At 71.1% G+C, this 21,744-nt stretch carries 19 protein-coding genes; 6 read left to right on the top strand and 13 right to left on the bottom strand.

The annotated features are described in order from the left end of the window. Positions 1–73 precede the first annotated feature (73 nt). Positions 74–748, bottom strand: coding sequence for an ABC transporter ATP-binding protein (locus tag HSO01S_RS16325; RefSeq protein WP_245636038.1), 675 nt, complete (start codon positions 746–748; stop codon positions 74–76). A gap of 58 nt (positions 749–806) precedes the next feature. After that, positions 807–1,160, bottom strand: a complete 354-nt coding sequence (locus HSO01S_RS16320) for a DUF3140 domain-containing protein (RefSeq protein ID WP_066043381.1) — start codon at positions 1,158–1,160, stop codon at positions 807–809. A gap of 113 nt (positions 1,161–1,273) precedes the next feature. Here HSO01S_RS16320 and HSO01S_RS16315 point away from each other — a divergent pair, with 113 nt between their 5' ends. Next, positions 1,274–1,495 (top strand): hypothetical protein, encoded by a 222-nt coding sequence (locus tag HSO01S_RS16315; RefSeq protein ID WP_066043380.1) that lies wholly within the window; start codon positions 1,274–1,276, stop codon positions 1,493–1,495. Positions 1,496–1,500: 5 nt separating this feature from the next. On the opposite strand, the gene HSO01S_RS16310 is transcribed toward HSO01S_RS16315, so the two are convergent. Both HSO01S_RS16310 and HSO01S_RS16305 read right to left on the bottom strand, forming a co-directional pair. Further along, positions 1,501–2,544, bottom strand: a complete 1,044-nt coding sequence (locus HSO01S_RS16310; protein WP_066043379.1) for an NAD(P)-dependent alcohol dehydrogenase — start codon at positions 2,542–2,544, stop codon at positions 1,501–1,503. Positions 2,545–2,570: 26 nt separating this feature from the next. Beyond that, positions 2,571–3,029, bottom strand: coding sequence for an iron chaperone (locus HSO01S_RS16305; RefSeq protein ID WP_066043378.1), 459 nt, complete (start codon positions 3,027–3,029; stop codon positions 2,571–2,573). Between the two features lie 164 nt (positions 3,030–3,193). Between HSO01S_RS16305 and HSO01S_RS16300 the strand changes: the two genes are divergently transcribed. Continuing rightward, positions 3,194–4,243, top strand: coding sequence for an Ig-like domain-containing protein (locus HSO01S_RS16300; protein ID WP_157079121.1), 1,050 nt, complete (start codon positions 3,194–3,196; stop codon positions 4,241–4,243). Between the two features lie 67 nt (positions 4,244–4,310). Here HSO01S_RS16300 and HSO01S_RS16295 read toward each other — a convergent pair whose 3' ends face one another. Then, positions 4,311–4,865, bottom strand: a complete 555-nt coding sequence (locus HSO01S_RS16295; RefSeq protein WP_084361765.1) for a ribonuclease H family protein — start codon at positions 4,863–4,865, stop codon at positions 4,311–4,313. Between the two features lie 165 nt (positions 4,866–5,030). On the opposite strand from HSO01S_RS16295, the gene HSO01S_RS16290 reads away from it, so the two are divergent. Next, positions 5,031–9,719 carry a discoidin domain-containing protein gene (locus HSO01S_RS16290; RefSeq protein ID WP_066043376.1) on the top strand — a complete coding sequence of 1,563 codons (4,689 nt, stop codon included), beginning with the start codon at positions 5,031–5,033 and terminating at the stop codon, positions 9,717–9,719. 133 nt (positions 9,720–9,852) lie between these two features. Here the strand turns inward: HSO01S_RS16290 and HSO01S_RS16285 are convergent, their stop codons facing one another. The 3 genes from HSO01S_RS16285 to HSO01S_RS16275 are packed head-to-tail and all read right to left on the bottom strand — an operon-like array spanning position 9,853 to position 12,582. After that, positions 9,853–10,680 (bottom strand): DUF4097 family beta strand repeat-containing protein, encoded by an 828-nt coding sequence (locus HSO01S_RS16285; protein WP_066043375.1) that lies wholly within the window; start codon positions 10,678–10,680, stop codon positions 9,853–9,855. A 43-nt stretch (positions 10,681–10,723) separates the two neighbouring features. After that, complete coding sequence (locus HSO01S_RS16280; RefSeq protein WP_066043374.1) at positions 10,724–11,383, bottom strand: response regulator transcription factor; 660 nt, start codon at positions 11,381–11,383, stop codon at positions 10,724–10,726. Continuing rightward, positions 11,371–12,582 carry a sensor histidine kinase gene (locus HSO01S_RS16275; RefSeq protein ID WP_066043373.1) on the bottom strand — a complete coding sequence of 404 codons (1,212 nt, stop codon included), beginning with the start codon at positions 12,580–12,582 and terminating at the stop codon, positions 11,371–11,373. Before HSO01S_RS16275 ends, HSO01S_RS16280 begins: the two co-directional genes overlap by 13 nt. Positions 12,583–12,819: 237 nt before the next feature. Between HSO01S_RS16275 and HSO01S_RS16270 the strand changes: the two genes are divergently transcribed. Further along, positions 12,820–13,878: an Ig-like domain repeat protein gene (locus tag HSO01S_RS16270; protein ID WP_157079120.1), complete on the top strand. Its 1,059-nt coding sequence runs from the start codon at positions 12,820–12,822 to the stop codon at positions 13,876–13,878. Here HSO01S_RS16270 and HSO01S_RS16265 read toward each other — a convergent pair. The 5 genes from HSO01S_RS16265 to HSO01S_RS16245 all read right to left on the bottom strand — a co-directional run bounded on the left by HSO01S_RS16265 (position 13,875) and on the right by HSO01S_RS16245 (position 19,811). Then, the gene (locus HSO01S_RS16265; RefSeq protein ID WP_066043371.1) at positions 13,875–14,558 is read right to left on the bottom strand and encodes an endonuclease/exonuclease/phosphatase family protein; all 684 of its coding nucleotides are present in this window, start codon (positions 14,556–14,558) and stop codon (positions 13,875–13,877) included. The genes HSO01S_RS16270 and HSO01S_RS16265 overlap by 4 nt on opposite strands. A 90-nt stretch (positions 14,559–14,648) precedes the next feature. Further along, positions 14,649–16,076 carry a rhamnulokinase gene (locus HSO01S_RS16260; protein ID WP_066043370.1) on the bottom strand — a complete coding sequence of 476 codons (1,428 nt, stop codon included), beginning with the start codon at positions 16,074–16,076 and terminating at the stop codon, positions 14,649–14,651. A 10-nt stretch (positions 16,077–16,086) separates the two neighbouring features. Further along, positions 16,087–18,144, bottom strand: a complete 2,058-nt coding sequence (locus tag HSO01S_RS16255; protein WP_373280214.1) for a bifunctional aldolase/short-chain dehydrogenase — start codon at positions 18,142–18,144, stop codon at positions 16,087–16,089. A gap of 43 nt (positions 18,145–18,187) precedes the next feature. Continuing rightward, a complete protein-coding gene (locus HSO01S_RS16250) occupies positions 18,188–18,940 on the bottom strand; it encodes a DeoR/GlpR family DNA-binding transcription regulator (protein ID WP_066043368.1) in 753 nt (250 codons plus the stop codon). A gap of 154 nt (positions 18,941–19,094) precedes the next feature. Further along, entirely contained in the window at positions 19,095–19,811 is a 717-nt protein-coding gene (locus HSO01S_RS16245) for a GntR family transcriptional regulator (protein ID WP_066043367.1), read from the bottom strand. A 99-nt stretch (positions 19,812–19,910) separates the two neighbouring features. Between HSO01S_RS16245 and HSO01S_RS16240 the strand changes: the two genes are divergently transcribed. Together HSO01S_RS16240 and HSO01S_RS16235 are read left to right on the top strand one after the other, a co-directional pair. Further along, the gene (locus HSO01S_RS16240) at positions 19,911–21,023 is read left to right on the top strand and encodes a DUF1989 domain-containing protein (RefSeq protein ID WP_066043366.1); all 1,113 of its coding nucleotides are present in this window, start codon (positions 19,911–19,913) and stop codon (positions 21,021–21,023) included. Further along, on the top strand, positions 21,016–21,639 hold the full coding sequence (locus HSO01S_RS16235; protein WP_218003825.1) for a flavin reductase family protein: 624 nt from the start codon (positions 21,016–21,018) through the stop codon (positions 21,637–21,639). The genes HSO01S_RS16240 and HSO01S_RS16235 overlap by 8 nt, the downstream gene beginning before the upstream one ends. Positions 21,640–21,744 lie beyond the last annotated feature (105 nt).

The following is a 21,744-nucleotide window of genomic DNA, read 5'->3' as shown; positions in this document are numbered from 1 at the left end:
GAGGCGGCGGGCGCGTTGCCGCCTCGGCGCACGCCCGGACCGCGACGGCCGTGCCCGCTCACGCCATGCCCGCTCACGCCATGACCGTGACGGTGTCGGCGGCGTCGATCAGGTTCTGGTCGTGCGCCGAGACGACGACCGCCGTGCCGGAATCGGCGATCGAGCGCAGGAGCGTGATCACCGAGTCCGCGTTCGCTCGGTCGAGGCTCGCGGTCGGCTCGTCGACGACCAGCAGCTGGGGGTCGAAGAGCAGCGCGCGGGCCAGCGCGACCCGCTGCCGCTCGCCGCCGGAGAGCTGTTCGGGCTTGGACCGCATCCGCCCGCCCACCCCGAGCCGGGTCAGCAGGTCGCGTGCCTTGCGGCCGCGGTCGCGCGTCTCACGGTCGGGAACCGCGGGAAGCAGCACGTTCTCGAGCGCCGTCAGGCCGCTGATCAGCACACCGCCCTGGTCGAGGTAGCCGACGTGACGGCGACGGAAGGCGGTGACCCGGTCGTCGCTCTGGCTGCCGATGCTCGTGCCCGACCAGGCGATGTCGCCCGAGGTCGGCCGCACGAGGCCGGCGGTGGCCTTCAGGATGCTGGTCTTGCCCGAGCCGCTCCGCCCGGCGAGGCAGTGCATCTGCCCGGCCTCGACGTCGAGGGACAGGTCGTCGATGATGACCAGGTCGGGTTCGCCGCTCCGTTCGAAGCGGATCCCGACCTCCCGCAGCGAGAGGGGAGCGGGGTGCGAACCATCGGTGGAAGTCACCTGTAGATCATATTTGATCTGATGGATGCTGCGACCCCTGTCGCCGCCGCGGCGCCCGCTACTCCTTCAGCGGATCGTGGCCCCAGTTCATCAACGAATACCGCCACGCCGTGTCCTGGACGTCTCCGTCGGGTCGCTGCGCCGAGTGGCGGGCGACGTAGCCGACCACCTTCCGCATGTGGGTGTAGTCGGCGTCGGTGTAGTCGCCCTGCTTCTTGTCGAGGATGCGGATGATGTGGCGCCCGCTCTCGTGCCCCGTCGACTCGCCGCCGCCCGAGGGCTTCTGGCCGACCGACTTCGACTCGTCGGTGTCGAGCCAGTGGCGGAGCTCGGAGGCCGTCATCGTGACGGCGTCGCGGAACTCGTCCCGGGTGGTCTTGTCGTCGGGGGTCTTCTCGTGATCCGTGCTCATGCCGGCGAGCCTAGGCCGGGAGCGGCCGAGCGGCATCGGGAGGGGAGTGGAGCGTGATCGCGCGCATTGCGCAACCCCGTCCGCCTTCTGCGAGACCGGGGTTGGATGGAAGCATGAGCAACCGATCCTTCACCCAGAACCGCATCCGATCCCTCGTCGCCGGCACGATGATCGCGGCCGGCGCCGTGATCGGTCTCGCCGGCTGCAACGGCGGGGCACAGACCTACCCGGAGGGCACGTCGCCCGTCACCGGCTCGCCGACGCCCACCCCGAGCGAGACCGGAACCCCCGTGCCGACCACGGTCGACGAGTCCGGCACCCTCGACGGCAACTGAGACGGCTACGGAACGATGACGGCCCGGCCCCGGATGGTGCCGGCGGCCAGCGCCTCGTAGGCCTTCGGCCCGTCGTCGAGCGAGTAGGTCTGGATCTCGACCCCGACCTGGCCTGCGCGCGCGAGATCGAGCACCTCGATCAGCTCTCCGCGGGTGCCCCAGTAGGGAACACGGATCGCTGCGTCGAAGGCGACCGAACCGAAACCGACGTGCGCCGTGCCCCCGCCGATCCCGACGATGGTGACGTCCGCCTCGGCGGCCGCGACGGCCACCGCCGTGGCGATCGTCGGGTTCGCGCCCACGAAGTCGAACACGGCATTCGCACCGAGCCCGCCCGTGATCTCGCGGATCGCATCCGCCGCCGACTCGTCGCTGATCACGGTGTGGTGGGCGCCGACCTCGCGGGCGAGTTCGAGCTTCTCGTCGTTGATGTCGAGGGCGATCACCTGGGCGCCGGAGAGCGCTCGGAGGATCTGGATGGCGACGTGCCCGAGCCCGCCGGTGCCGATCACCACCGCGTAGGTGCCCGCACCGAGCTTCGGCAGCGAGTTCTTGATGGCGTGGTACGGGGTGAGCCCCGCATCCGTCAGCGAGACGTTCTCGACCGGGTCGAGGTCGCCGAGCGGCACCAGGTGCCGGGCGTCGTCGACGATCATGTACTCGGCCATCGAGCCGGGCGCGCCGAGGCCGGGCGGCTTGATGCCCTCGGCCTGGGCGTTGGTGCAGTAGTTCTCCTTGCCCTGTGAGCAGTTGTGGCAGCGGCCGCAGCCCCACGGTCCGTAGACCGCGACGGCGTCGCCGACCGCGAGGTGCTCGACGCCCTCGCCGAGCTCGTCGACGATGCCCGCGCCCTCGTGGCCGAGCGTGAGGGGCAGGGGGTAGCCCGCGGCGGTGTACTCCTCCTCGGAGAGGCTCATCACGTACTCGTCGGAGTGGCAGACGCCGGCCGCCGTCACCTTGAGCAGCACCTGGCCGGGGCCGGGCGAGGGCTTCTCGATCTCGACGACCTCGGGGTGGGAACCGACACGCGTGTACTGGAGTGCTTTCATCCCTTCACCGTAGGCCGGTGACCTGACTACGCACCCCCTTGCGCTGCGGCCGCCTTCGCGATCAGGGCCGAGACGGTCTTCTCGACGGCCGGGGTGAGGTCGGCGACGGCGTAGGCGGTGGGCCAGAGGTCTCCGTCGTCCAGCCGCGCCGAGTCGTTGAAGCCGAGGGTGGAGTACCGGGTCTTGAACTTCGCCGAGCTCTGGAAGAAGACGAGCACCTTCCCGTCCTTCGCGTAGCCGGGCATCCCGTACCAGGTCTTCGGCGTCAGGTCGGGTGCGGCCTCGAGGATGAGGGCGTGCAGTCGTTCGGCGATGCCCCGGTCGGGCTGTTCGAGCTCGGCGATCTTCGCGAGCACCTCGGCCTCGGCATCTTTGCCCTTGCCGCCGGCCTTACGCTTCGCGGCGCGCAGCTCGGCCGCCCGCTCCTTCATCGCGGCGCGCTCCTCGGCGGAGAAGCCCTCCTCGGTCGTGTCCTTCGTGGCCATGATCGTCCTCTCGTCCCGGCCAGTCTAGGAACCGCCCCCTCGCGCCGCTTCTCCGATCCTGCTCGATCGTCTGGCAGGGGTGGGCCGGGCCGATGGAACCGGATGCGGGGGTGCGGACACTCCCAGACAGAGCCGGATGCGCCGGCCACAGCCAGGAGGACCCCATGCCCGCACGCCCGCCCCGCGCTCCCCGGCGAGCCCCCGCCCGGTTGGCCGCCAGGTTCGCCGGCGCGACCGCTGCCGCCGTCGTGCTGACCGCACTGACCCTCGGCGCCGGGGCGGCCCACGCCGCGCCCGCGCCCGTCGACCCGCCTGCCCCGACGGCGCCCGCATCCGTCGACCCGCCCGCAACCACGGCGCCCACGGCTGAGGCGCCCGCGCCGGCCGCCCCCGTGGCCACCTCGGTGACCCTCGACGTGCCCGTGGGCCTGGAGTACGGCGACCTGCTGACGTTCTCCATCACGGTGACGGATGCGAACGGCCTGCCCGCCGCCGGTTCCGTGACCCCCGTGGTCGCAGGCCTCGGCATCCCTGGTCCGGACCTCCTCCTCGAGGACGGCCGGGTGACCTACACCTTCCGCGGCCCCGAGGACGGAACCCACGAACCCTCACGCTCCGCCGTGCTCGACGTCGGCACTCAGCCCCTCTCCGTCTCGTTCACGCCGGCCGATCCTTCGCTGCTCGCGCCGTCCGAGACGGTCGGGGTGGTCACGATCGCCCCTCGCCCGACCCGCATCGAGATCGCGCCGGGCGACGACATCCGCCAGCGCACCCGCACCGACTGGGACTACGACCTCGTCGCTCGGGTCGTGGACGGGCTGCCGCTCGACGAGGGTCCGGCCCGCTACGCCGTCAGCGGCACGGTCGACTTCTCGATCGAGGGCCGCTACGCCGGGACGGCGGAGGTGCGCGACGGCTGGGCCCTCCTGCCGACGACCTGGCCCGTGGCCGGCGAGTACGCGATCGGAGCCGTCTACTTCGGCGATTCCCGCTACCGCGCCTCCGCGAACGAGGAGCCCTGGTTCCTCCAGGTCCTCCCCGCCCCCGTCACCGACAGCGAGGTTCCCGCCATCCCGGCCGGCGACGGCACCACGGCGCTCGCCGAGACCGGCGCGATGGATGGGGCGCCGTCGCTCCTATTCGCCGCCGCGGCCGTGCTCGGTGGCGCACTCCTCGTCGTCCTCCGTCGGCGTCGCCGGTTCGCGCGCTCATAGCCGATCCGCTCTGGGACGGGACCAGCGACCTCAAGGCAGAGCCGTCGGCGAGAAGCCGACCCGCCCGCTAGAACAGCGTGGCGGGAGGCGGCGTGACGGGCGCGGCGGCCGGCGCCGACGACGCAGCTGACGAAGGCGAAGCCGGGGCGACCGGCGCGGCCCCCGGGAAACCGGGGCCCGTGTCGGGCTCGCGCCCGCGCTGGTAGGCCTCCGCGGCCGCGCGAGCCCGCGCATCCGCCGCTTCGTTCATCACGTGCCCGACGTGGCCGCGCACCCACTCGAAGGTGTACCGGCGGCCGCGGATGGCGTCGTCGATCTCCTTGATGAGGTCGAGGTTCATCACCGGCTTGCCGTCGCCCTTGCGCCAGCCCTTGCGCTTCCACCCCGGCATCCACTTCGTGATCGTGTTGATCACGTACTGGCTGTCGCAGAGCACGTGCAGATCGTCGTCGACGTGCGCGGTGGCGCGGAAGAGCTCGAGCACCGCCTTCAGCTCGCCCATGTTGTTGGTGCCGTGCGGCCAGCCGCCGGCCCCCCAGGTGTCGTCGTCGACGTACCAGGCCCAGCCCGCGGGCCCGGGATTGCCGAGCGCGGAGCCGTCGGCGGAAGCGGTGATGGTCATCGCACCAAGATTACCGTCCTGTCGAAGGGTGGTTGACCTGGAGGGGACGCTGTGGATAGTCTCGTCGAAACCCACATGACAACGTTGTCCTATGGCGGCGGGTGTCATGAGTCCGACCTGCGCAGCACTCCACCCTCGAGGCGCGTACTTCTCACAGGAGACGACATGACCCGACCAGCCCGCCTCAGCCCCGCCCGGGGCACCGAGGCCCTCACCGACCCGGATGGCGGCTCCCGCCGCTCCCGCCGCTCCCGGGCGTTCCGCAAGGCGATCGGCACCGCTGCCGCCGTCTGCGTCGCCATCCCCCTCCTCGCCGTCGCGGCCCCGGCCGCTGCAGCGACCGGCGGCACCGCGACCGGCACCGCAGCCGGAGCAGCCCACACCGGCCAAGCAGCCCAGCCCGCCCCCGCCGACGCCGCACCCCCCGCCTACGACGCCCCCGACTCCATCGCCGCCGACTATTACGCGGCCCTCCTCCGCCACACCCGCTGGGTGAACACGGTCTGGGATCCGGCGATCAACGCCTACCAGCTCAAGGACTTCAACTTCGGCGTCGTGCTCGGCAACGCCGTGCTCCTCACGCACGGCGAGTACGACGAGCAGCTCGCCGGCATCTCGAAGGAGGAGCTGCGCCAGAAGACGCTCTCCACGATCACCCGCTACGCCGCCTCGAACCGGCTGGTCAACCCGGCCGGCAACTGGGGCAAGCAGCTGTTCTGGGATTCGACCTTCCAGTCCTACTTCCTCGACGCAGGCAAGCTCCTCTGGGACCAGCTGGATGCGCAGACCCAGGCGAACCTGACCACGATCGCGACCGGGCAGTCGGCCTACACGGCCGACCTCGCCTACGGCAACGACCCGCTCTCCGGCAGCTGGACCGCCGACTGGCCGACCGGCAAGTACCTGGGCGACACGGCCCAGGAGGAATCCGGCGTCTACACCCAGGCCCTCGCACCCGGCCTCGCCTGGGCGCCCGAGAACCCCGACGCCGCCCGGTGGTCCCAGCAGCTCAACGACTGGGGCCGCAACGCCGCCGGCCAGCCCACCGCCGACCTCAACAACCCGGCCGTGGTCGCCGGAGCCCCGGTCTCCAGCAACACGATGCACACGATCCACGACACCTACATCGTCGAGAACCACGGATCGTTCGGCCCGCACTACCAGTCCGACATCTGGCGCTCGGGCGGGCGCAATGCGATCCAGTTCATCCTGAACGACCAGCCGCTGCCCGAGATCCTCACCCACCAGCCCAACTCGGCCGAGCTCTGGGAGTCGGTGAAGATGGTGATGTCGGCGCAGGGCGAGCCCTTCATGCCGATGGTCAACGACCGCGAGTACCTCTACGGCCGCGACGTGCTGCCGATGGCCTTCCTCGGCCAGGTGCAGCGCGACCCCGACGCGGTGCGGGCGGAGGCCGGACTGGCCTCGGCGCTCGAGGACTATCAGGCCTACGAGCCCGTCTACCGCCTCGCCAAGTTCTCCGGCGAGCCGAAGTACGAGCCCGAGGCGCGCGCCGAGATCGGCATCTCCTACCTCCTGCACGTCGAGGCCGCCGAGTCGGCCGACGGCGTCGTGCAGCCCACTCCCGAGGACGAGTTCTTCCAGCACCTCTCCGGCGTGCGTGACTTCGGTGCGGTCCCCGGCCTCACGGTGCAGCAGTCCTCCGACGCGTGGGCCGCGGCCTCCAGCCACGACGGCTTCGTCAAGTTCCCCTGGGTGCCGAGCCACGACTCCTGGCTGTTCAACATCTCGGGCTCGAACCCGTACCTCTACCCGAAGACCTCGGCGAAGGTCGACGACCGGGTGACGACCACCTACACCGGTCCGCGTGACGGCTTCGAGGGCACCGCATCCGTGTTCCGGATCGGCGACGGCTACGCCGGGCAGGCCACCCTCCCGACCGGTGCGGCGGTCTACGCCTCCACCGGAGCGGGATCCGACGACGGCAGCGTCACCGTGCGCAACCTGAACCTCAACGGCTACGACGGCCTCGACGGCACCCGCACCTACACGACCGCGGAGGGCGAGGTCACCTCGGCACCGCTGCCCGTCGTGCGCCCCGCCGACCCGCTCGACGCCAAGGCGGCGCGCGTCGACACGCTCACCTTCGACCCGGTGACGGCACGCTACATCCGCATGCAGGGCCAGCAGGGCAATGCGAAGTTCGGCTACTCGCTGTTCTCGTTCCACGTCTACGGCTCCGACCCCCTGGTCACCTCCGACCTGGCCGCGGGCAAGCCCGCCCAGGCCTCGAGCGAGGACACGGCGAACGGCCGCGGCGCCTCGAAGGTGACGGATGCGGATGCGTCGAGCCGCTGGGCCGTCTCGACCGCCGACCGCACGCGCACCGACTCCTGGATCCAGGTCGACCTCGGCCAGGAGCAGACCGTCTCGGCCGCGCGCCTGGCCTGGGAGGCCAGCGCGGGCGACCGGTACCTCGTGCAGACCTCGACCGACGGGCAGACCTGGACCACCCAGAAGGCCTACACGGGAAGCGCCGACGCGAACGTCGCCCGCACCGACACGGTCGAGCTCACGCCCCCGGGCTCCGAGGTCGCCGCGCCGGTCGAGGCGCGCTACGTGCGGATGCAGGGTGTCGAGGGTGCTCCGACCTACGGCTACTCGCTCTACCACTTCCGCGCCCTCTCTCCCGAGGGCGTCGACCTGGCCGCCCGCAAGCCGGCGACCGCGTCGAGCGAGGACACGGGGAAGCCCGCCTCCGCGGTCACCGACGGCGACGGGAACACCCGCTGGGCCGTCTCCCGCGACGACCGCCTCCGTGCCGACTCCTGGATCCAGGTCGACCTCGGCGACGCGGTCGACGTGTCGAAGGTGCAGCTCGGCTGGGAGGCCTCGGCGGGACGCGAGTACCGCATCCAGACCTCGCTCGACGGCGAGACCTGGCAGGACGCCGCCTCGTTCCGCTACGTCGGCGACCGGATCACCTCGAGCACGGGCAAGTGGCTGAACGTCGAGGGTGAGGCGGGCTTCGTGGTGCGCGACACCGACGCCCCGATCCTCGTGTCGACGGAGAAGGCAAACGAGCACAAGGTGCGCCTGGCCGACAAGGGGACCGGTCCCTTCCTGATCGAGATGGTGCCCGGGGATGCCGCGGCCACCGCCGCCCAGCAGGCCGCGCCCCAGCCCACCACGGCCGCCGAGGGCGTGCAGGTGAGCTCGATCGACGGCTACCTCACCGCGTTCAACCTGACCGGCGCCGCCGTGACGGCCACGATCGACCTGCCCTACTCGGGCGACTCGGTGCCGCTCTTCGAGGGCACCCAGCGCCTCGAAGAGAACTCGTCGAGCCTCGACCTGGCCATTCCGGCCGGTTCGGCGGTCGTGCTGACGCCGCGTGCGTCGGTGCCGACGGCGGAGGCGAGGAGCGGAACGCTCACCGCGACCGTCGACGACGCCCGCACGGTCGAGCTCTCGAGCACGGCCCCCGCGAGCGTGGAGCTGACGAACCTGCAGAACCAGGCCGTCCGTACCGTGCCGCTGGACGGTGCCGCCCGCAATGGTGCCGCCACGGTGACCTTTGCCGGCACCGCGCCCTACCCGGTGCGCGACCTCGCGCTCAGCACGCTGACCTTCCCGGCCTCGGTGCTGCCCGCGGGGATGACCTCGCCCGAGCTCGCCGTCGACGGGGATGCCGCGACCTCCTGGACCCCGGGCGCCGGTGGCCGCATGGTCACCGACCTCGGTTCCGAGAAGGAGATCGGCACGGTCACGACCGTCTGGGACGGCCGGAACACCCCGGCCGCGACGGTCTCGGTCAGCGACGACGGCATCACCTTCCGCGACGTCGCCCCGCTCGCCGCGGGCTCGGCCTTCGGGTCGGTGCCGGTCGGTCAGACCGCGCGCTACGTCGCCCTGTCGACCGAGTGGCAGGACGGGCAGGCCGGCCTGGTCGCCCTGTCGGTGCTGCCCCCGGGCGAGTCCGGCGGCGTGCGCCCGGCGGCCGATCGCATCGACGGCGAGGACCGGTACGCGGTCTCGGCCGCGGCCTCCCGCGACGCCTTCCCGGACGGGTCGAAGGTCGTGTACGTCGCCTCGGGCGAGGTGTTCCCCGACGCGCTCTCGGCCGCTCCGGCCGCCGCGGTCTCGGATGCGCCCATCCTGCTCACGCAGGCCGGCACCCTCCCCGACTCGGTGCGTGCCGAGCTCGATCGCCTGAACCCCGAGCGCATCGTGATCGTCGGTGGCGCCTCGACCGTGAGCCTCGAGGTCGAGAAGGCCCTCTCGGCCTTCGGGACGGTCTCGCGACTGCAGGGCGCCGACCGCTTCGAGTCGTCCCGGATCGTCGCCCGCGACGCGTTCCCGGGCACGGCCCCGATGGCGGTGCTCGCGACCGGGACGACCTTCCCCGACGCCCTCTCGGCGGGCGCGGCGATCGGCGATCAGGGTCCGGTGATCCTGGTCGACGGTGCCGCGGGCGAGTTGGATGCGGCCACGCAGCAGCTGCTGCGCGACCTGGGGGTCACCTCGATCGTGATCGCCGGCGGTGAGAACTCGGTCAGCCCGGGCATCCTCGCTTCGGCGAACGCGATCGCACCGACCGAGCGTCTCGCGGGAGCCGACCGGTACGAGTCGTCGCGGGCCATCGACGCGCACTTCTTCGACCGGGCCGACCGGGTGCTGATCGCGACCGGGGAGAAGTTCCCGGATGCGCTCTCCGGCTCCGCGCTCGCCCCGCGGGTCGGTGCGCCGCTGTTCACGGTCCCGGGCACGTGCATCCCGGCGGAGACGCTGCAGCAGATCCGCGATCTGGGTGCCGACCGGGTGACGCTCCTCGGAGGCCCGAACACCCTGGCCCCCGAGGTCGAGTCCCTCACCCCCTGCGCGGCCGGCTAGTCCCGGGTGGGGTGGGCCCCGCACCTCGCGCCCACCCCGCCCCCACCCCACCCCCACCTCGCCGAGTAGTCACTTTTACGTCCAACCCGTGGGATATGGACGTAAAGGTGACTTCTCGGCGAAGGGCTAGGGCCTAGCGCGCCCGGAGGTGGATGTCGCCCGCGTCGGTCGCGAACGAGTAGTGCCGGTCGGCACCCGGCGTGCTCGGCACCCCGCGGTCGACGGTGCCGAACGACGTCGAGGCGTCGATCTCGTACTCTCCCGCGGGCAGCTCGGCGGTGATGTTGCCGGCCGAGCCCTGCATCCGGAGTCCGGCGGGCAGCGTCTCGAACGACAGATCGGCGTTGCCTGCCGAGGTGTGGGTCGAGACGTCTCCGCTCACCTCGAGGTCGGCGCCGTCGATGTTGCCGGCCGACGTGCTCAGCCGGAGCGATTCCGCACTTCCGGCCACGTCGATGTTGCCGGCCGAGGTCTCCAGGTCGGTCGCGGCGAACGTGCCCGACGCATCCACGTCGCCCGCCGACGACTGCACGTCGAGCGCGACCGGTGCGAGCGACTTCGGCAGCACCACGTCGAGCCGCGGCGAATCGAGCCCCGAGAACGGGCCGGAGATCAGGCCGAACACCCACCAACCGCGGTTCACCACGCGCACTTCGAGCGTGTCGCCACGCACCTCGTGCTCGAAGCGCAGCGCCTTCTGGCCGGCCGAGAAGTCGAGCACGGCCTCGGGGACGTCGTCGTACCGCACGGTCACGGCGGCCGCGCTCACGTCGATGTCGAGCGCGGTGAACGCCTCCTCGACGAGATAACGGCCCGACTCGTCCTCCCCCGTGGAGGCGGCGGCGAACTGCACCGACCCGGTGACGAGGAGGCCGGCGACCAGCGCCGAGCCGACGGAGAGCAGCGCGATGCGCAGGGATCGGTTCTTGGAGCGGGAGGTGGAGACAGGAGGGTTCGTCATGATCAGTCCTTCGTGAGTGTCAGGGAGAAAAAGGGGGACGGGCCTACGCCCGCGAATCGGCGCCCAGGTACTTCAGCACCGCGAGAACGCGGCGGTTGCCGCTCTCCTCGGCCGAGAGCCCGAGCTTGCCGAAGATCGACGAGATGAACTTCTCGACCGAGCCTTCGGTCACGTGCATCCGCCCGGCGATCGAGCTGTTCGAGCGCCCCTCGGCCATCAGTTGCAGCGCCTCGCGCTCGCGGGCGGTGAGCCCGGCCAGCTCGTCGCTGCGCCGGGAGCGGATGACGATCTGCGCCACCACCTCCGGGTCGAGCACGGTCTGGCCCGAGCCGACCGCCGTGACCGCCTCGAGGAAGTCGGAGACATCCGCGACCCGGTCTTTCAGCAGATAGCCGAGACTGCCCGAGGCGCCGGCGATGAGCTCGGCGGCGTAGCGCTCCTCGACGTACTGCGAGAGCACGAGCACCGGGAGGGCGGGCCCGGCACCCGAGCGCAGCAGCACGGCCGCGCGGATGCCCTCGTCGGTGAAGGTCGGCGGCATCCGCACATCCACGATCGCGAGATCGGGACGATCGGCGGCGACCGACCGCAGCAGATCCTCGGCGGTCGAGACCGACGGCAGCAGGGTGTGCCCGGCGTCGGCGAGCAGGCGTTCGAGACCGGCGCGCAGCAGCACGGAGTCTTCGGCGATCAGAATGCGCATGGCACCTCCACGGTGATGATGGTCGGGCCGCCCTCGGGGCTGGAGATGGTCAGGGTTCCGCCGGCCGCGCGGACGCGATCGGTCATGCCGGTGAGCCCGACGCCGCCTCCGCGCCCGGCCGCTGCGCCGCCCACGCCGTTGTCGAGGATGACCGCACGCACACCGGCGGGTGTCTGGATGACGCTGACCGAGCATCCGGAGGCCCGGGAATGCTTGCTCGCATTCGTGAGCGCCTCTGAGACGACGAAGTAGAGCACGGCCTCGGTCTCGGCCGAGGGCCGGACCGGGAGGTCGGCGCGCACGGTCGTCGGCACGGTGCAGTGCTGGGCCACCGCCGAGAGGGCGGCGTCGAGGCCGCGGTCGGTGAGCACGGCGGGGTGGATGCCGCGGGCCAGGTGGCGCAGGTCGGTGATCGACTGCTTGGTCTCACGGTGGGCGTCGTCCAGCAGCGCCGAGGCGCCGGCGCGGTCGTCGTCGGCGAGCTTCGCGCGGGCCATGTCGAGGGTCATCGCGACCGAGACCAGCCGCGGCTGCACGCCGTCGTGCAGATCGCGTTCGATCCGCTGCCGCTCGGCCGCGGCGGCGTCGACGGCCCCGCGCCGCGCATCCTGGAGCACGTCGACGCGTTCTTCGAGGGCGATCGTGCGGCTGGTGCCGAGCAGCGCCTTGCTGAGCGCCCGATCGGCCAGGCCGGCGACGGCGGTGTAGAGCACGAGGACGGCGAGCGCGAGAACGGCGGCGATCGCCGTCACGACGGGGCCGGCGAGCCCGGGGAGGAGTGCCCCGCGATTCACGTCGACGAGCAGACCGGCCGCGCCGGAGATGATCCCGAAGAACACCGAGCCGAGCACCATGGTGATGAAGTGGTGCAGCACGCCCTTCCAGGTCGCGGCCGAGAACGTGTCGAGGAACACCTGGGCGAGCCAGCCCAGGAAGCCGGTGTTTGGTGTCAGCCGGCGCGGCGGGGGAGTGATGGTGATGCCGTAGATCGCCTCGGCCCGGCGCCGTTCGACGAACCGGATGCCGGTGGCGAGCCACGCGGTCAGCCACAGGAGACCGACGCCCACGCCGAGCGCGGGGATCGTGCTCATGCCGGTGACGAGCAGCGTGAAGACCAGGGTGAACCACACCGTGCCCAGCACGCCGTCGATCGCGAGATCGGCCGCGGCGGACCAGAGGAAGACGAGTTTCTTTCGCACGTCTCCACCGTAGGGCGCGCCCTCCCGCCCCCACGAGGGAGCCCCCCACCCGATCCCTCCGGGGGTTAACCCCCGCAGGGAACAATTCTTCTCGACCGGACACTCCTGAATGTGACGACTTCGTCGCGCCGAGCCCCGGGGGGAATCATGTTCAGAAAGTCCACTGCCGACCGACGTCGACACGGAGGGAGGCCGGCCGGCCTCGTCGCTGGCCTCACGTTGCTGGTGAGCCTGCTCGTGCCTGCGTCAGCCGCGTTCGCGGAATCGCCCCCCGCACCCGGATCGACAACGATCTCGGTCGACGAGCCGTCGGCTGCGCCGGAGGTCCTGGCTGCGCCCGAGCCGTCCGCCGACCCGGAGACCCCGGTCGCGCCCGAGCCGTCTGCCGACCCGGAGACCCCGGCCGCACCCGAGCCGTCGGCCGACCCGGAGGTCGCCCCGGCCCCCGAGCGCCCGCTCGCCACGACCACCACGATCCTCACGCCGACGACGATGCCTTTCGGCAGCCCGCTGGTCTACACGGTCGAGGTGGTCGACGAGAACGGGGCGCCGGCTGTCGGCGCCGTACGCTTTCGCATCTACGACGGTGCCTCGACCGGCTACGAGCAGCTCGTCGACGGAAAGGTTAGCTACCTCTGGGCCGTTCGGGGGAGCGACGGCTACGTTGGGCCCTACATCCTGGCGCCCGGCCAGTTCGCCATCAATGCCGACTTCTTCCCCGCCGACGGTTCTCTGCTCGAACCCTCGGTAGCGCGCGCGCTCATCACCATCACTCCCGGTGAGACGAGCGTGAGTCTCGTCGCCACCCAAGAAGGGCCGGCCGCCGAAGGAGGGCCGATCACCATCAGTGCGGGTGTCCTGATGCGCGGGCTGCCCCTCGAGGGGAAGAACGGGACACGGCCCGTGGGCTACATCGACTTCTTCGTCTCGGGTGAGTCCATCGGCCGGATGTGGCTGTTCACCTCATCGAATGCTTCCATCCGCTATCGACCCGTCGGCCCTGGCCCCTTCGAGATCACCGCCGTCTACTCGGGAGACACCTACTTCGCGGGAGCCAGTGCCTCCACCAGCGATATCCGCGAGGTGCGCGTCGCCCAGCCCGACGCTGTTTCACCCGATGCCGATGATCGGGATGCACCAGCGGCGGCCGACGGCACGACGGCGCTTGCCGAGACGGGGGCCGCCCCGACGATCCCGGTCTCGCTGGCCCTGTCGATCACGGGGTTCGGCGTTGCCGCGCTGCTGCTGGCAACCCGGGCGGGCCGACGGACCCGAGGCGGGGTGGGGCGGGGCTAGTCCTCGACGCCCGCCACGATGAGGATGGGGAGGTGGTCGCTCTCACCCTGCGGGAGCGTGTCGATCGAGTCGATACGGGTGTGCGCCGAGGTCACGAAGTCGAAGTGACCCTTGAAGTACTTGTACCGGGCGTAGGTCGGCTTGTCGCTGAACGAGAGCAGGTAGCCCGACTCCTCCATCCGCTCACTCAGGTTGTTGCGGAACCACGGGTAGTTGTAGTCGCCCACCATCACGGTCGGCAGCCCCGGGCCCATGATCCGCAGCGCCCCGTGCGCGGCCGCGATCTGCTTGCGACGCAGCGAGTTCGTGGCGGTGAGCGGCGCGGCGTGGAACGAGCCGACCAGCAGCTCGCGCCCGAGCTCCTTGTCGAACAGCTTCGCGGCGAGCAGCCGCTCGTGCGCCGGCGCCATCACGCGGTCGTGCATCGACTTGCGCAGGGCGAAGACCCGCGTGGTCACGAGATCGAACCGCGACTCGCGGTAGTAGATCGCGAGCCCCAGCCGGTTGGTCTTCGTCGAGTCGGCGAGCACGAGGTGCTGGATGCGCTCGGGCATGTCGGCGGTGTCGCACTCCTGCAGGCAAAGGATGTCGATGTCGTAGAGCTTCGACAGGTCGATCAGCTCGCCGCTCGCGTGGTGCTTTCGCAGGTTGTAGCTGACGATGTTCAGTTCACGTCGCATGTCGTCGGGTCGCACCTTCTGTAGCCGATTCGGAAATGGCCTGGCGTGCAATTCTGACACGGTCCGGGCGCACCGAACCTGAGCGTGGGATCAGTGTGCGCTGGGCTCGTAGCGAACAGGCGAGAAGGTCTTGGCCACGAGCGCGCGGAGCCCCTCGAGCGACGCGTCGCCCGCGATCAGGCCCTGCGCCCGCGCTTGCACGAGCACGTTGCCGATCGCCGTGGCCTCCATCGGGCCGGCCAGCACGGGCCGCCCGGTGCGGTCGGCGGTCAGCTGGCAGAGCAGCGTGTTCTGCGATCCGCCGCCCACGACGTGGATGACCTCGATCCGCTTCCCCGAGAGGGCCGAGGCGCGCTCGATCGCTCCGGCATAGGCCTCGGCGAGGCTCTCGAGGATGCTCCGGGCGAACTCGGCGCGACTCTGAGGAGCGGCGATCCCGTTCTCGGCGCACCACTCGGCGATCCTCGCCGGCATGTCGCCGGGGGCGATGAACCGGGGGTCGCCGGCGTCGAAGACGGCGACCGGTCCCCGCACGGCGGCCGCCGCCGAGATCAGGCTCGGCAGGTCGATCTGCTCGCCCGAGCGCTCCCAGGTTCGCACCGACTCCGAGAGCAGCCAGAGCCCTGAGACATTGGTGAGGTAGCGGATGCGGCCGTCGACCCCGCCCTCGTTCGTGAAGCCCGCCTCGCGACTCGCCTCCGAGACCACCGGATGCTCGAGCTCCACCCCCACGAGCGACCAGGTGCCGCTGGAGATGTAGGCGAAGTCGTCCCCGGTCGCCGGCACCGCGACCACGGCGGACGCCGTGTCGTGCGACCCGACCGCGCTCACGGCGAGCGACGGCGAGGCGCCGATCTCGGCCGCGACCGCAGGCAGCAGGGAGCCCACGGTCGAACCCGGGGCGATCACCTCGGGCAGGATGCCGCGGGGCAGGCCGAGCCGCGTGACCAGCTCCTCGTCCCACTGCCCGCTGTGCACGTTCAGCAGCCCGGTGGTCGAGGCGTTGGTCTGCTCGGCGCGCGAGGCGCCGGTCAGCCAGAAGTTCACCAGATCCGGGATCAGCAGCATCGAGTCGGCCTGGTCGAGCGACCCGGCCACGCGCTCGGCCGCCAGCTGGTAGAGCGTGTTGAAGCTGAGGAACTGCAGGCCGTTCGCCGCGTACAGCTCGGCCGGCCCGGTGAGCGCGTGCGTCGCCGCGACACCGGCCGCCGTGCGCTCGTCGCGGTAGTGGTACGGATTGCCGAGCATCCGCCCGCCCCGCATCAGCGCGTAGTCGACGGCCCAGGAGTCGACCGCGATGCTGCGGATGTCGGGTTCCTCGCGCACCGCCGAGCCGAGGCCGACGACGACGTTGCGGTAGAGCTCGAGGATGTTCCAGTGCAGGCCGTCGAGGATGCGCACCGGGTTGTTCGGGAAGCGGGCCACCGGCACGAGCCGCAGCTCGTCGTGGCCCACGTACCCGAGCATCACGCGGCCGCTCGTGGCGCCGAGGTCGACGGCGGCGACTGCTGCGGTCATGCGCGCGAGCCTAGCGGAGGAAGGCCGCGGCGACACCGGCGTCGACCGGGATGTGCAGCCCGGTCGTGTGGGTGAGGTCGCTGCCGGTGAGCACGGCCACCGCGTTGGCCACGTGGTCGGGGAGCACCTCGCGCTTCAGCAGGGTGCGCTGGGCGTAGTAGGCGCCCAGCTCCTCCTCGGGCACGCCGTAGACCGCGGCGCGCTTCGCGCCCCAGCCGCTGGAGAAGATGCCCGAGCCACGCACGACGCCGTCCGGGTTGATGCCGTTCACCTTGATGCCGTACTCGCCGAGCTCGGCGGCAAGCAACCGCACCTGGTGGGCCTGGTCGGCCTTGGTCGCCGAGTAGGCGATGTTGTTCGGGCCGGCGAAGACGGAGTTCTTCGACGAGATGTAGATGATGTCGCCCCCGAGATCCTGCTCGATCAGCACGCGCGCGGCGGCCTTCGAGACCAGGAACGAGCCCTTGGCCATCACGTCGTGCTGCAGGTCCCAATCCTTCTCGGTGGTCTCCAGCAGCGGCTTCGAGATCGACAGTCCCGCGTTGTTGACCACGAGGTCGAGCCCGCCGAACTGCAGCAGGGCGGCCTGGATGCCGGCGGCGATGTCGGCCTCGCTCGTCACGTCGGCGCGCACCCCGATCGCGACATCCGTGTTGCCGAGCTCGGCCGCAGCGGCCTGGGCCTTCTCGAGGTCGAGATCGGCGATCACGACGCAGGCGCCCTCGGCGGCGAGGCGGGTGGCGATGGCCTTCCCGATCCCGGATGCGGCACCGGTCACCAGCGCGATGCGCGTCGCGTGCGACTTCGGCTTCGGCAGGCGCTGCAGCTTGGCCTCCTCGAGCGCCCAGTACTCGATGCGGAACTTCTCGGCCTCGTCGATGGGAGCGTAGGTCGACAGCGACTCGGCGCCGCGCATCACGTTGATGGCGTTGATGTAGAACTCGCCGGCCACGCGGGCGGTCTGCTTGTTGGCGCCGTAGGAGAACATCCCGACGCCCGGGACCAGCACGATCGCCGGGTCGGCACCGCGGAGCGCGGGGCTGTCGGCGGTGGCGTTGCGGTCGTAGTAGGCCTGGTAGTCGGCGCGGTACTCGGCGTGCAGCTCCTTCAGGCGGGCGACGGAGTCCTCGATCGACGCGTCGGCGGGCAGGTCGAGCACCATCGGCTTCACCTTGGTGCGCAGGAAGTGGTCGGGGCAGCTGGTGCCCAGCGCGGCGAGGCGCGGGTGCTCGGTGCTGGCGAGGAAGTCGAGCACGACGCCGGCGTCGGTGAACGAGCCGACCTGGGCCTTGTCGGTCGAGGCGAGACCGCGGATGGTCGGGGCGAGGGCGGCGGCCTTCGCGCGGCGCTCGGCCTCGGGCAGGGCGCCGTAGCCTTCGAGTGCGGGACCGAAGGGCTCGGTGCGGCCGTGCTCGGCGATATAGGCGGCGGCGGTGTCGATGATCCAGAGCGAGTTCTTCTCGCTCTCCTCGCTCGTCTCGCCCCAGGCGGTGATGCCGTGACCGCCGAGGATCGTGCCGATCGCGTTCGGGTTCTGCCGCTTGATCTCGGCGATGTCGAGCCCGAGCTGGAAGCCGGGGCGGCGCCACGGCACCCAGACGACCTTGTCGCCGAAGATCTTCTGCGTGAGCTCTTCGCCGTCGGCCGCCGTCGCGATGGCGATGCCGGAGTCGGGGTGCAGGTGGTCGACGTGCTTCGCGTCGACCAGACCGTGCATGGCGGTGTCGATGCTGGGGGCCGCGCCGCCCTTGCCGAAGAGCGTGTAGTCGAAGGCGGCGACCATCTCGTCCTCGCGGTCGACGCCGGGATAGACGTTCTGCAGCGCGCGGAGGCGATCGACCCGCAGCACCGCGAGACCCGACTCCTTGAGGGTGCCGAGGTCGCCGCCCGAGCCCTTGACCCACATAAGCTCGACATCCTCACCGGTCACCGGGTCGGTCTCGACACCCTTGGCGGAGGTGTTGCCGCCGGCGTAGTTGGTGTTCTTCGGGTCGGAACCGAGACGGTTCGAGCGCGCGATCAGATCGGCGGCGGCCTGCGAGGTCATGGATGCTCCATCGGATGTCATGTCGTGTGAACTTCACAAAACATAACAGGCGGGATGCGGAGCGTCAACGCAGTTCGACGAGAGTTCGCAATCCGTCCAGCTGCCGGTCAGTGGGGTCGAGTTCGGTCACGACGATCGAGATGTCCGACCAGGGGATCCCGGCCGCGGTCGCGCGGCGGCCGAGCTTGGCCGAGGTGATCAGCAGCACGGTCTCCCGCGAGGCGCGGACGAGTTCGCGCTTGACCTGGGCCTCTTCGATGATGGTCTCGCTCGTGCCGCGCTCTGTGTCGGCGGCGCTCGCCGAGGTGAAGAAGCGGTCGTAGTTGAGCATCGCGGCGGCCCCGCAGGCGATCGGGCCGACGAAGCTCTCGGTCTGCGGCTCGAGCTCGCCGCCGAGCAGGATCGCGCGGACGCCCCGGAGGGTGCGGGCCCGCGCGTGGTTGTGGGCCGAGTTGGTGGCGACGACGAGGTCTGCGGCGCCGCGCACGGCGGCGACCAGGTGGCCCGAGGTCGAGGAGGCGTCGACGGCGATGGTGCCGGTGGCCGGCACCAGGTCGAGGGCCTTGCGGGCGATCTCGGTCTTGGCCAGGTCGTCGACGCCCTGGCGTTCGGCGAAGGGCTGGGCCTTCACGGTCGCGACCGCGCCGCCGCGCACGCGGACCAGGATGCCCTCGCGCTCGAGCCCCTCGAGGTCGCGGCGCACGGTCATGGTCGAGACGCCGAGCTCGAGCGCCGACTCCTCGAGGCGGATGACGCCGTCGGAGTCGAGGCGCGCGAGCAGCCGTTCGCGCCGTTCCGCGCTGATCACCGATGCCATCCGACCTTCCTCTCGCGTCCAGGCCGAGGCTACCGGACGCCCCCTCGTCCGCAACCGTCCGAGACTCCCCCCGACTGTCCTCGATCCGTCACTTGTTGTCGCTATTCCCGGCCGATGGCGACAAGGAGTGACGGGTCGAGGACAGTCGGGGGTGTCAGCGGGAGGCGGGCGCAGGCGCAGGCGCGAAGCGGGTCAGGATGTCGGCGAGCGCCGCAGGCTCCTCCTCGGCCCGGCTGAGCGCGCGATCCTCGACCGCGATGATGTGCCGGTCGACGATCCCCTCGGCCAGGGCCCGGTCGCCCTTCTTCAGCGCCTCGATCAGCTCGAGGTGCTCGGCGAGGCTGTCGGCCTGCGGATGCGCCTGGCCGTGCACCGCGATGATCAGCGTCGTGCGGCCCAGGATCTCGAACACGTACCGCCGCAGCAGCGCATTCCCCGTCATCTCGGCGAGCAGGATGTGGAACTCGGCCCCCAGCCGCACCGACAGCTTGTGCTGCCCGGCCTCCGAGGCGCTGCGCTCCTGCTCGATGTGCGCCCGCAGCGTCTTCTCGAGCGCGGGGCTCCAGCGCGCGGCCACCAGCCGGGCGACCTCGCGCTCGAGGGCGCGGCGCACGGCGAACGCCTCCTCGGCCTCTTCGCGGCTCGGCTGCGCGACCGTCGCCGACTTCGTCTTGCCGACATCCACCAGGCCCTCGGATGCGAGTCGTGCCAGCGCGGCCCGGATGAGCGTGCGGCTCACCCCGAAGTGCGCGCCGAGGTCGCCCTCGGGCAACTTCGTCCCGGGCTTCAAGGCGTTCTCCATGATCGCCTCACGGAGGGCTGCGTACGCCAGCTGGCCCCGGTTCTCCTGGCTGGTCTCGCTGTCGGACATGCGGCGAGTATACGACAACCGACGCACACGGCCGCTGTAACGTGCACGAAACGTAGAGTTTACGTATACCGAAACCTGATGTACCGCATACTGTAGGACATGACCGATCTCCTCACCCGCCTCACGCTCCACCTCAACGCCCAGCAGCGCGAGCTGCTCGACCGCAGCCTCGCGGCGGGTGAGGCGACCGACCTCGCCGGGCTGGTGGCGCGGGCCGTGCGGGAGCGCGCATCCGGAACCGTCTCGCGCCTGCCGGTGCCCGCCGTCTCGGGGCGGGTCGACGACTGGCGGAGCCGCCTCGCGCATCCGGTGCCCGCCGAGCGCGAGCTGCTGGAGGAGTGGGTGCTCGAGCCCGGAACCGGCAAGGCGATCGAGGTCGCCGCGGGCGAACTGCTGCGCATCGAGCAGATCGACGGCGCGCAGTGCGTCGACTTCAACTGCTTCAACCTGCACGACTACCGCGAGTTCTTCCACACCGGCCGCACCCGCACGCTGCACGGCATCAACCCCGGGCCGGGCGACTTCCTCTGGTCGTCGCCGCCGCGCGAGCGGGCGATGATGTTCCTGCTCGCCGACACGGCGCACTGCAACGACGTCGTCTTCCCGCGCTGCAGCGCGAACCTCTACGAGACCGCGTACGGCTTCGCGGCGCACACGAACTGCGCCGACATCCAGGCCGAGGCCCAGCGTGAGTACGGCCTGACGCCGGACGACGTGCACGACTCGTTCAACTTCTTCATGGCCACGAGCGTCGACGACGGGATGCCCGTCATCCACCGCCAGTCGTCGGTGCCGGGCGATCACGTCGAGCTGCTCGCCGTGATGGACGTGCTCGCGGTGCCCAACATCTGCGGCGCCGACGTGATGAAGACCAGCAACTTCTCGATCAAGCCCGTGCGGGTGCAGCGCTGGCGGGCCTCGGCCGCCGACCTCGACGCCGTGCCCGAGTTGCGCGCCTACGACACGCAGCGCACGGTCGAGCAGTTCCGGCAGCCGGTCATCCGCACCGAGCGCGCGCTCACCCGAGACCCGTCCTACCGCCCCGGGTTCGTCAACACCCCGGTCGTCTACGACGCCGTCGAGGTGACGCTGGATGCGGACACGCTCGCGCTCGCCACGGCCGAGTGGGACCGGGTGCGGTACCCCGGCGACGAGGGGGCGGCACTCCGCGACCTGCTGCTCGGCTGGTGGGCAGAGAGTCATCGTGCCTGACGTCGACTTCGCCGAGATCGGTGAATACCCGCGGTACAAGCTGATGGCGAGCCTGATCGTGCCCCGGCCGATCGCCTTCGTCACCACCGTGGATGCGGCGGGCGTCGTGAACGCGGCTCCGTTCAGCATGTTCTGCATGCTGGGGGAGGAGCCGCCGCTCCTGCTCGTCAGCCTCAACCGCAGCGCGGACAGCCGGCGCGACACCGCGCGCAATATCGAGTCGAGCGGCGAGTTCGTGGTGCACATGGTCGACGAGGCGCTCACCGAGGCGGCCGACCGCTGCGCCGAGAAGCTGCCGCACGGGGTCAGCGAGCTCGAGGCGGTGGGCCTGTCGACCCGGCCGTCGCAGAAGGTCGTGCCGCCCACGATCGAGGCGGCCCCGGTCGCGTTCGAGTGCGTGCTGCACGAGACGCTGCTCACCGAGAGCCGGGAGATCGTGATCGGGCGGATCGTCTCGCTCCACACCCGCGACGACCTGATCGACACGGATGCCTGGCGCGTCCGCCTCGCCGACTACGCGCCGGTGGCCCGGTTCGGCGCCAGCTTCTACACGACCACGCGCGACCGGTTCGCCGTGCGCGGGGCGGCTGTCGCGACCGACATCGACGAGCTCTGAGTGCGGGGCGGTCACCTTCGCCGCCGCATCCGCCGCCGCATCCGCCTCCGCCTCCCCATCCGCATCCCTTCGACTGCACCACAGCACCAGCCCTGTCCCATCCAG

The sequence above is a fragment of the Herbiconiux solani NBRC 106740 genome, assembly GCF_001571005.1.
In the GTDB taxonomy this organism is placed as follows: domain Bacteria; phylum Actinomycetota; class Actinomycetes; order Actinomycetales; family Microbacteriaceae; genus Herbiconiux; species Herbiconiux solani.
Note: the sequence above shows the minus strand (reverse complement) of the source record. Positions and strands in the feature narration are given on the sequence as shown.